This window comes from uncultured Aquincola sp., assembly GCF_964001545.1.
Classification (GTDB): Bacteria; Pseudomonadota; Gammaproteobacteria; order Burkholderiales; family Burkholderiaceae_C; genus Aquincola.
In genome coordinates this window covers 1-8,202 of the sequence record NZ_CAXFDV010000119.1, presented here as the reverse complement: position 1 = coordinate 8,202, position 8,202 = coordinate 1, and the positions used below count along the sequence as shown (strand labels likewise).

Below are 8,202 nucleotides of genomic sequence, written 5' to 3'. Positions count from 1 at the left end.
CGGTCCGAGTCCTTGTCGCGCGGCAGCACGGCCGAGATGGCGAGCGCCGCCGACGCGCCGCAGATGGCCACCGAGCCGCCCGAGAGGATGCCTTGCGCCCGGTTCATGCCCATCCAGCGCGCCAGCAGCAGGCCCATGGCCAGCGTGCTGAGCACACCGGCCACCACCACGCCGGCGGTGAACCAGCCCAGCCCGATGATCTGCGTGGCCGTGATGCGCGCGCCCAGCAGCCCGACGCCGAAGCGCAGCAGCGTGCGTGAACAGAACTCGATGCCCGGCTTGGTCTTCGCGTCCTGGCTGAGGTAGTGGAAGGCGACACCGAAGAAGAGGGCGTACAGCAACTGCGGCCCGCCCTGCAGCGTGGCCACGAAGGTGGCGGCCAGCGCCACCACGGCCGTGAGCGCGCTGCCCGGCAGCAGGCCCAGCCACGGTGACTTGAGCGCCCAGGCGGCGCCATCGGCCATGCGGTGGCGCACCGTCATGCCGGCCTCGACAGCAGGTGCACGTAGTCGTGCTGCGTGGTGTTGATGGTGGACAGCCGGTGCTCCACCGGCTTGTCGCCGAAGGTGAGGGCGGTGCGCAGCACCTGCATCACCGGCATGCCCTGCGGCACGCCCAGGATGCGCGCGGCATTGCGGTCGGCCGCCACCGCGCGGGCCCGTTCCTGCGCGCGGGTGACGGTGATGCCGAACTCGGTCTGGTACAGGTGGTAGATGGTGCTGGGCCTTTCTTTGAAGCGCTTTTCGGTCAGGCCCTTGAACAGCGGCGCCGGCAGCGTGAGCCGGTCGTGGATGACGGCGCGGCCCTGCAGCAGCAGCCGGTTGTCCACCTGGATGGCCGGATCGCCCGCCTTGATGCCCAGCACCGCGGCCACCTCGGGTTCGGCCCGCACACGCTCGAAGGCCACCAGCTCCACCTTGGGGGCTTCGCGCAGGCCGTCGCTGCGTTCCACATGGAAGAACTGGAACAGGAAGCGGTCGGTGTTGTGCATCGCCACGTAGGTGCCGCGGCCCTGGCGGCGCACCAGGATGTGCTCGGCCACCAGCTCGTCGACCGCATGGCGCAGCGTGCCGATGGACACGCCCAGCGCGGCCGACAGCTCGGCCTCGCTGGGCAAAGCGCCACCGGCGGGGTAGCGGCCGGCCTCGATGGCCTGCAGCAGCGATCGCTTGACCACGCGGTACAGCGGGGCGCCGGCAGCATCGGGCGCAATGGGTCGGAACGAAGGCGGGGCGGTATCGGCGGCAAGCGGCATTACGCGATTGTGGCGGTGGTTCGCGGCTTCATCCAAGTCATCTAAATGACCTGTTTGACAGTCGATCACCCGCGCTTCAACACTGCGACCCGTTGCAACCCGACAGCACAGGAGACAAGCACATGATTCACTTCGTACTGCACGACGCCAAGGACACCGTGGCCGTCGTGGTCGTCGAGGGCGTGAAGGCCGGCATGCAGCTCACCGGCTGGATCATGGACGAGGACAAAACGATCAGCGTCGATGCCAAGCAGGACATTCCCATCGGCCACAAGGTGGCGCTGCGTGACATGGCGCCCGGCGACACGGTGTGGAAGTACGGCATCGACATGGGCAAGGTGGTGGCGCCGATCAAGGCCGGCGAGCACGCGCATGTGCAGAACATCAAGACCAAGCGGTGGTGAGCCGCTGCGCCGCACAGCTTGACTAGACAACCCCATCTGGACACCACCATGAGCATCATTTCCAAGGACACCACCTTCCTGGGCTACCGCCGCGAGAACGGCCGCGTGGGCGTGCGCAACCACGTCGTCATCCTGCCGCTGGACGATCTGTCGAATGCCGCGGCCGAGGCCGTGGCCCACAACATCAAGGGCGCGCTGGCCATTCCGCACCCCTATGGCCGGCTGCAGTTCGGCGCCGACCTTGACCTGCACTTCCGCACGCTGATCGGCGCCGGCTGCAATCCCAACGTGGCCGCGGTGGTGGTCATCGGCATCGAAGACGGCTGGACCAAGAAGGTGGTGGACGGCATTGCCACCACGGGCAAGCCGGTGGTGGGCTTCGGCATCGAAGGCCATGGCGACCACGACACCATCCTGCGCGCCAGCAAGGCCGCGCGCGAGTTCGTGCAGTGGGCCAGCGAAAAGCAGCGCGAGGTGTGCCCCATCCATGAACTGTGGGTCAGCACCAAGTGCGGCGAGAGCGACACCACCAGCGGCTGCGGTGCCAACCCCACCGTGGGCAACGCCTTCGACAAGCTCTACGAGACCGGCAACACGCTGGTCTTCGGCGAGACCTCGGAGCTGACCGGCGGCGAGCGCATCGTGGCCGAGCGCTGCCGCACGCCCGAGGTGAAAGAGCGCTTCATGTTCATGTTCAACCGCTACCAGGACATGATCAACCGCCACAAGACCAGCGACCTGTCGGACAGCCAGCCCACCAAGGGCAACATCGCCGGCGGCCTGACCACCATCGAAGAAAAGGCGCTGGGCAACATCCAGAAGATCGGCAAGAAGTGCCTGGTGGACGGCGTGCTGGACAAGGCCGAAGTGCCCACCGGCCCCGGCCTGTGGTTCATGGATTCGTCCAGCGCCGCGGCCGAGATGGTGACGCTGTGCGCCGCCTCGGGCTATGCGGTGCACTTCTTCCCCACCGGGCAGGGCAACGTCATCGGCAACCCCATCCTGCCGGTCATCAAGATCTGCGCCAATCCGCGTACCGTGCGGCTGATGAGCGAGCACATCGACGTCGACACCTCGGGCCTGCTGCAGCGTGACATCAACCTTGACCAGGCCGGCGACCAGCTGCTGGACTGCATGCTGCGCACCGCCAACGGCCGCCTGACCGCCGCCGAGGCGCTGGGCCACCGCGAGTTCGTGATGACCCGCCTGTACGAGAGCGCGTGATGGCAAGAGTGGTCATCACCGAGTTCATGGACACGCCGGCCGTGGACCGGCTGCGGGCGGCGCACGACGTGCTGTACGACCCGCAGCTGGTGGACGACCCGGTGCGCCTGCATGCCGAGGCGGCGGGCGCCGACGTGCTGATCGTGCGCAACCGCACCCAGGTGCGTGGCGAACTGCTGGCCGCGCTGCAGCGCTGCCGCGTGGTGGGCCGGCTGGGTGTGGGCCTGGACAACATCGACGTGGCGGGTTGCGAGGCCCGCAGCATGCAGGTGATCCCGGCCACCGGCGCCAACGCGGCCAGCGTGGCCGAGTACGTGATCGGCACCGCGATGCTGCTGCTGCGTGGCGCCTACCAGTCCACCGCCGAGGTGGCGACCGGCCGCTGGCCGCGCAATGCGCTGTCCAACGGTCGTGAGCTGGGCGGCAAGACGCTGGGCTTGATCGGCTTCGGGGCCATCGGCCAGCTCACCGCACGGCTGGCGCGCGGCCTGGGCATGCAGGTGATGGCCTTCGACGCGATGATGGCCGCGGACCATCCGGCTTATGCGGCGGCGGGCGTGCAGTGCGTGGCGCTGGACACGCTGATCAGCCAGGCCGATGTGGTGAGCCTGCATGTGCCGCTGGTCGAGGGCACGCGTGGGTTGCTGAATGCGCAGCGCATCGGCGCCATGAAGGCTGGCGCGGTGCTGGTGAACACCGCCCGCGGCGGCATCGTCGATGAAGTGGCGGTGGCCGAGGCCCTGCGCCAGGGCCGGCTGGGCGGCGCGGCGCTGGACGTGTTCGATGCCGAGCCGCTGAAGCAGGCGCCGCACTTCGAGGGCTGCCCGAACCTGGTGTTGACGCCGCACATTGCGGGCGTGACCACCGAGTCGAACGAACGGGTGAGCAGCCTGATCGCCGACAAGGTGCTGCAAGCCCTGGCGGAGGCCCGCTGATGGCCCGCCTGAGCTTGCCCCAGGCGCGTGAGGCCGTGGCCGCGGCGCTGCGCCAGGCCGGGGCCGACGACACCATGGCCGAGGCCACCGCCCGCGCACTGGTGCTGGCCGAGGCGCAGGGCCTGGGCTCGCACGGCCTGAGCCGTGTGGGCCAGTACACCAAGCACCTGCGCAATGGCCGCGTCAACGGCCGCGCGCAGCCGAAAGTGCACAGCCCCAAGCCCGCCGCGCTGGTGGTGGATGCCGATGAAGGCCTGGCCTTCGCGGCCTGCGAACTGGCGGTGCAGCAGGCGGTGCAGCGGGCGCGTGAACAAGGCATCGCCATCGCCGGCGTGGCCAACAGCCACCACTGCGGCGTGGTGGTCGACCACCTGCGCCCGGCCGCCGCGGCGGGCCTGGTGGCGCTGGGCTTTGCCAACTCGCCAGCGGCCATGCCGGCCGCGGGCGGGCGCCATCCCATTTTCGGCACCAACCCGGTGGCAGCGGTGTTCCCGCGGCGCGGGGCCGATCCGCTGCTCATCGACCTCAGCCTGAGCGAAGTGGCCCGCGGCAAGGTGATGGTGGCGGCCCAGGCCGGCCGGCCCATCCCCGAAGGCTGGGCGCTGGATGCACAGGGCAGGCCCACCACCGATGCCAAGGCCGCGCTGGAAGGCTCCATGCTGCCCATGGGCGCCGCCACCAGCCCCAAGGGCGCGATGCTGGCCCTGGTGGTGGAGCTGCTGGTCACCGCGCTCATCGGCGCGCAGTTCGGCTTCGAGGCTTCGAGCTTTTTCGTCGACGAAGGCAACCGGCCGCGCATCGGCCAGGCCTTCATCGTCATCGATCCTGGCGCGCTGGCGGGTGCCGACCACTACCTCGACCGCATCGAGGTGCTGGTGGCCGAGATGCTGCGCGACGAGGGCGTGCGCCTGCCGGGCGCACGGCGTGAGCAGCTTCGGCGCCAGGCCGAAGCGCAAGGACTGGAGGTGCCGGACGCGCTGCTTGCGCAGTGGTCACCGAGCAGCGGCTGACGGGCCGCATTCACCGTCGCGCCTTCATACATCAACAACGGAGACAAAGGCATGCAACGACGACACCTGATGCGGCTGCTGGCCGCGGCGGCCAGCGCGGCCACCTTGCCGGCGGCGGTCCACGCCCAGCCGGGCGCAGCCGACTATCCCAAACCCGGCGCCACGCTGCGCTACGTGGTTCCTTTCCCGCCCGGCGGGCTCACCGACATGATGGCCCGCAGCGTGGGCCAGCAGCTGGGCGAACGCTGGAAGGTCAGCGTGGTGATCGACAACAAGCCCGGTGGCGGCGGGCAGATCGGCGCCGATGCGGTGGCCAAGGCGCCGGCCGATGGCAACACCTTGCTGGCCATCACGCTGACCCATGCGGCCAACGTCACGCTGTTTCCGAAGGCGGCGTTCGACTTCCGCAAGGACCTGAAGCCGGTGGCCCTGCTGGCCGGCAGCCCGATGCTGGTGGTGGTGCCGGCCAACAGCCCGATCAAGGACTTGAAGGACCTGGCGGCGCAGGCCAGGCAGCGGGCGCTGAACGCCGGCTCCAGCGGCAACGGCACGCCGCCGCACCTGACGCTGGCGCTCTTCAACGACCTCAACAAGACCAGCATCCAGCACGTGCCCTACAAGGGCGGCGCGCCGTCGATGACCGACCTGATCGGCGGCCAGCTCGACGTGATCTTCTCCAACTTCCCAGAGTCCATCGCGCATGTGAAGGCGGGCAAGCTGCGGGCATTGGCCGTGACCACTGAAGCCCGCCACCCCGCGGTGCCCGACGTGCCCACCACTGCCGAAGCCGGCCTGCCCGGCCTGCTGGTGGAAAACTGGACCGCGGTGATGGTGCCGGCCGGCGTGCCCGATGCGCTGGTGCAGAAGCTGGGCAACGAGGTGGTGGCCATCGTCAAGCAGCCCGACATGGAGCAGCGCGCGGTGCAGCAGGGCTTTCGCGTGGATGCGCGCGGGCCCGAGGCCTTCAAGACCTTCCTCGAGGGTGAGGTGACGCGCTGGGCCGGGGTGATCCAGAAGGCGGGGATCCGGCCCGACTAAGCCTTGCTGCGCACCAGGGCCGCCGGCAGCTTGAGCACGCCGGTGGCCAGGCTGGTGCCCAGCAAGATCACCGCGCAGCCCACCACCATGGCGCCGGTGATCGGCTCGCCCAGGAACAGCGCGCCCCACAGCACCGCGAAGGCCGGGATCAGGAAGGTCACGGTGATGGCGTTGGCCGGCCCCACGTTGGCGATGAGGCGGAAGAACAGCACATAGGCCACGCCGGTGCACAGCACCGCCAGCATCAGCGCCGCGGCCCAGTGCGGCGCGCTGGGCGTTTGCGCGGGCCAGAACCAGTAGGCCGGCAATGCCAGCACCAGCGTGGCGCTGAACTGGCTGCCCGCCGCCACCGCCATCGGCGGCACGCCGGTGAGCCAGCGCTTGGTGAAGCTGGCCGACAGCCCGTAGAAAAACGCCGCCAGCATGCAGGCGCCGATGGCCGAGGCCGCGCTCACGCCGTGGTCGCCGGGCTTGAAGCTGGCCTTGTCCCAGGCCAGCCAGGCCACGCCGGCAAAGCCGATGACCAACCCCAGCACGCGTGAGGCAGACAGCCGGTCCTTCAACCACAGCCAGGCGATCACCGCGCCCCACAGCGGCGTGGTGGCATTGAAGATGGACGACAAGCCGGCATTGATGGCCAGCGCCGCGTAGCTGAACAGCAGAAAGGGCAGGGCGCTGTTCATCACGCCCACCACCATCAGCGGCTTCCAGTGCGCACGCAGCGCCGGCCACTCGCGCCGCCACAGCAGCAGCGGCAGCAGAAAGCACGCGGCACCGGTGACGCGCACTGCCGCCAGCGCCACCGGCCCGAAGGCCGCCGCGCCCATGCGCATGAACAAGAAGGCCGCGCCCCACAGCGCGGCCAGCATCACCAGGTCGATACCGTCACGTGCCTTCATGCGGGCACCGCCACGCCTTCCAGCTGCAGCAGCGCGCGCTTGCGCGGCAGGCCGCCGGCATAACCGGTGAGGCCGCCGCTGCGGCCGATCACGCGGTGGCAGGGCACGATCACGCTCACCGGGTTGCGGCCGATGGCCGCACCCGCGGCCCGCACCGCGGCGGGCGCGCCGGCCTGCGCCGCGATCTCGGCATAGGTGGCGGTGCGGCCCGGCGCGATCTGGAGCAGCGCCTTCCACACCGCGCGCTGGAAGGGCGTGCCCAGCAGGTCCAGCGGCACGCTGAAGGGCGCATGGGCGGCGGCCGACCAGTAAGCCTCCAGCTCCTGCCGGGCCTGCGCGATGAAGCGCTGGCCGTCGTCCACGGGCACGTCCAGCAGGCCGGGGTGGTGGGCCTGGTCGTCGAACCACAGGCCGGCCAGGCCCTGGTCGGTGGCGGCCACGGTGAGCGGGCCCAGGGGCGTGGCCAGCCGCGATTGCGCGGTCAGGCGAGGAAGTCGAGCGTGGGTCATTGGGGTTCTCCAGCGGGCGCTATAGCCGCTCTGGGGGTGGGCGGTTCTTGCCAGAGGCGCATCACGGCATAGCCGCGCCAGGGTCGCCAGGCTTCGGCCTGCGCCAGCACGGCCTTGGCATCGCGGGTGCCCAGCGCATTGAGCAAGCCGATGTCGGTGGCCGGAAAGGCGTCGGGCCAGGCCAGCACACGCAGCGCCACCAGCTGCGCGGTCCAGTCGCCGATGCCGGGCAGGGCACGCAGCGCGTCCAGCGTGGCAGCCAGCGGCGCGCCGCGGTGCAGCGTGATGCGGCCGGCATGCACTTCGGCGGCCAGCGCCTGCAGCGCCCGCACCCGCTGGCGCACGATGCCCAGCTGGCCCAGTTCGGCGGGGTCGGCCTCGGCGATGGCCTGCGCGCTGGGCGCCAGGCGGGTAAGGCTTTCAAACGGCGTGGCGATCGGCTCGCCATAGCGCTCGGTCACGCGGCGCGCCAGCGTGCGCGCGGCGGCCACGGTGACCTGCTGGCCCAGCACCACGCGCATCGCGGTCTCGAAGCCGTCGAAGCTGCCCGCCAGCCGGATGCCGGGCACCGGCGGCAGCGCCAGCGCGGCCAGCACCGGGTCGATCTGCGCCGGGTCGGCGTCCAGGTCCAGCGCCTGCCGCACCCGCTGCAGCAAAGTGCCGATGGCCGGTACCAGCGTGGGCGCCAGGCTCAGCTGCACCTCGTGCCGCTCAGGGCGGTAGCGCAGGCTGATCCAGCCCTGCAGCCGGCTGCCGCCGTGCGGCAGCGCCAGCGTGCGCCGCAGCGTCAGCGCTGGCACGTCCACCGCCTCCACACCCGGCACCGCGCGCTGCGCGAAGAAGGCCAGCATGCCTGCCACGTCGTAGGGCGGGCGGTAAGCCAGCTTGAGCACGATGCCGGCTGCTTCAGGCGCCGCATCGCCCCGCT

10 protein-coding genes are annotated in these 8,202 nt (G+C 70.5%); 5 read left to right on the top strand and 5 right to left on the bottom strand.

Features of this window, described 5'->3' with window-relative positions; genetic code table 11:
• Both ABNT58_RS03995 and ABNT58_RS03990 read right to left on the bottom strand, forming a co-directional pair.
• A partial coding sequence (locus ABNT58_RS03995; RefSeq protein ID WP_348752217.1) for a putative sulfate exporter family transporter occupies positions 1-482 on the bottom strand: 482 nt, incomplete at its 3' end.
• Positions 479-1,255: a GntR family transcriptional regulator gene (locus ABNT58_RS03990; RefSeq protein WP_348752216.1), complete on the bottom strand. Its 777-nt coding sequence runs from the start codon at positions 1,253-1,255 to the stop codon at positions 479-481. The genes ABNT58_RS03990 and ABNT58_RS03995, both read right to left, overlap by 4 nt.
• 122 nt (positions 1,256-1,377) lie before the next feature.
• Here ABNT58_RS03990 and ABNT58_RS03985 point away from each other — a divergent pair, with 122 nt between their 5' ends.
• From ABNT58_RS03985 to ABNT58_RS03965, 5 genes are read left to right on the top strand one after another with little or no spacing between them, the layout of a single operon-like run.
• Positions 1,378-1,659, top strand: a complete 282-nt coding sequence (locus ABNT58_RS03985; protein WP_250199191.1) for a UxaA family hydrolase — start codon at positions 1,378-1,380, stop codon at positions 1,657-1,659.
• Positions 1,660-1,707: 48 nt separating this feature from the next.
• Positions 1,708-2,883 carry a UxaA family hydrolase gene (locus ABNT58_RS03980; RefSeq protein ID WP_348752215.1) on the top strand — a complete coding sequence of 392 codons (1,176 nt, stop codon included), beginning with the start codon at positions 1,708-1,710 and terminating at the stop codon, positions 2,881-2,883.
• Positions 2,883-3,818 carry a hydroxyacid dehydrogenase gene (locus tag ABNT58_RS03975; protein WP_348752214.1) on the top strand — a complete coding sequence of 312 codons (936 nt, stop codon included), beginning with the start codon at positions 2,883-2,885 and terminating at the stop codon, positions 3,816-3,818. The genes ABNT58_RS03980 and ABNT58_RS03975 overlap by 1 nt, the downstream gene beginning before the upstream one ends.
• Entirely contained in the window at positions 3,818-4,828 is a 1,011-nt protein-coding gene (locus ABNT58_RS03970) for an Ldh family oxidoreductase (protein ID WP_348752213.1), read from the top strand. Before ABNT58_RS03975 ends, ABNT58_RS03970 begins: the two co-directional genes overlap by 1 nt.
• 51 nt (positions 4,829-4,879) lie before the next feature.
• On the top strand, positions 4,880-5,866 hold the full coding sequence (locus ABNT58_RS03965; protein ID WP_348752212.1) for a tripartite tricarboxylate transporter substrate binding protein: 987 nt from the start codon (positions 4,880-4,882) through the stop codon (positions 5,864-5,866).
• Here the strand turns inward: ABNT58_RS03965 and ABNT58_RS03960 are convergent.
• The 3 genes from ABNT58_RS03960 to ABNT58_RS03950 form a co-directional block, all read right to left on the bottom strand.
• Positions 5,863-6,765, bottom strand: coding sequence for a DMT family transporter (locus ABNT58_RS03960; protein WP_348752211.1), 903 nt, complete (start codon positions 6,763-6,765; stop codon positions 5,863-5,865). The two genes, ABNT58_RS03965 and ABNT58_RS03960, sit on opposite strands and share 4 nt — an antisense overlap.
• The gene (locus ABNT58_RS03955; RefSeq protein WP_348752210.1) at positions 6,762-7,274 is read right to left on the bottom strand and encodes a methylated-DNA--[protein]-cysteine S-methyltransferase; all 513 of its coding nucleotides are present in this window, start codon (positions 7,272-7,274) and stop codon (positions 6,762-6,764) included. Before ABNT58_RS03955 ends, ABNT58_RS03960 begins: the two co-directional genes overlap by 4 nt.
• Positions 7,271-8,202 (bottom strand): AlkA N-terminal domain-containing protein (locus tag ABNT58_RS03950; protein WP_348752209.1); only part of this gene is annotated, 932 nt, incomplete at its 5' end. The genes ABNT58_RS03955 and ABNT58_RS03950, both read right to left, overlap by 4 nt.

Bases quoted from the DNA above. Each gene is read 5' to 3' on its own strand.
- ABNT58_RS03985 (WP_250199191.1), top strand. From the start codon at position 1,378: ATGATTCACTTCGTACTGCACGACGCCAAGGACACCGTGGCCGTCGTG.
- ABNT58_RS03955 (WP_348752210.1), bottom strand. From the start codon at position 7,274: ATGACCCACGCTCGACTTCCTCGCCTGACCGCGCAATCGCGGCTGGCC.
- ABNT58_RS03960 (WP_348752211.1), bottom strand. From the start codon at position 6,765: ATGAAGGCACGTGACGGTATCGACCTGGTGATGCTGGCCGCGCTGTGG.
- ABNT58_RS03965 (WP_348752212.1), top strand. From the start codon at position 4,880: ATGCAACGACGACACCTGATGCGGCTGCTGGCCGCGGCGGCCAGCGCG.
- ABNT58_RS03980 (WP_348752215.1), top strand. From the start codon at position 1,708: ATGAGCATCATTTCCAAGGACACCACCTTCCTGGGCTACCGCCGCGAG.
- ABNT58_RS03970 (WP_348752213.1), top strand. From the start codon at position 3,818: ATGGCCCGCCTGAGCTTGCCCCAGGCGCGTGAGGCCGTGGCCGCGGCG.
- ABNT58_RS03975 (WP_348752214.1), top strand. From the start codon at position 2,883: ATGGCAAGAGTGGTCATCACCGAGTTCATGGACACGCCGGCCGTGGAC.
- ABNT58_RS03990 (WP_348752216.1), bottom strand. From the start codon at position 1,255: ATGCCGCTTGCCGCCGATACCGCCCCGCCTTCGTTCCGACCCATTGCG.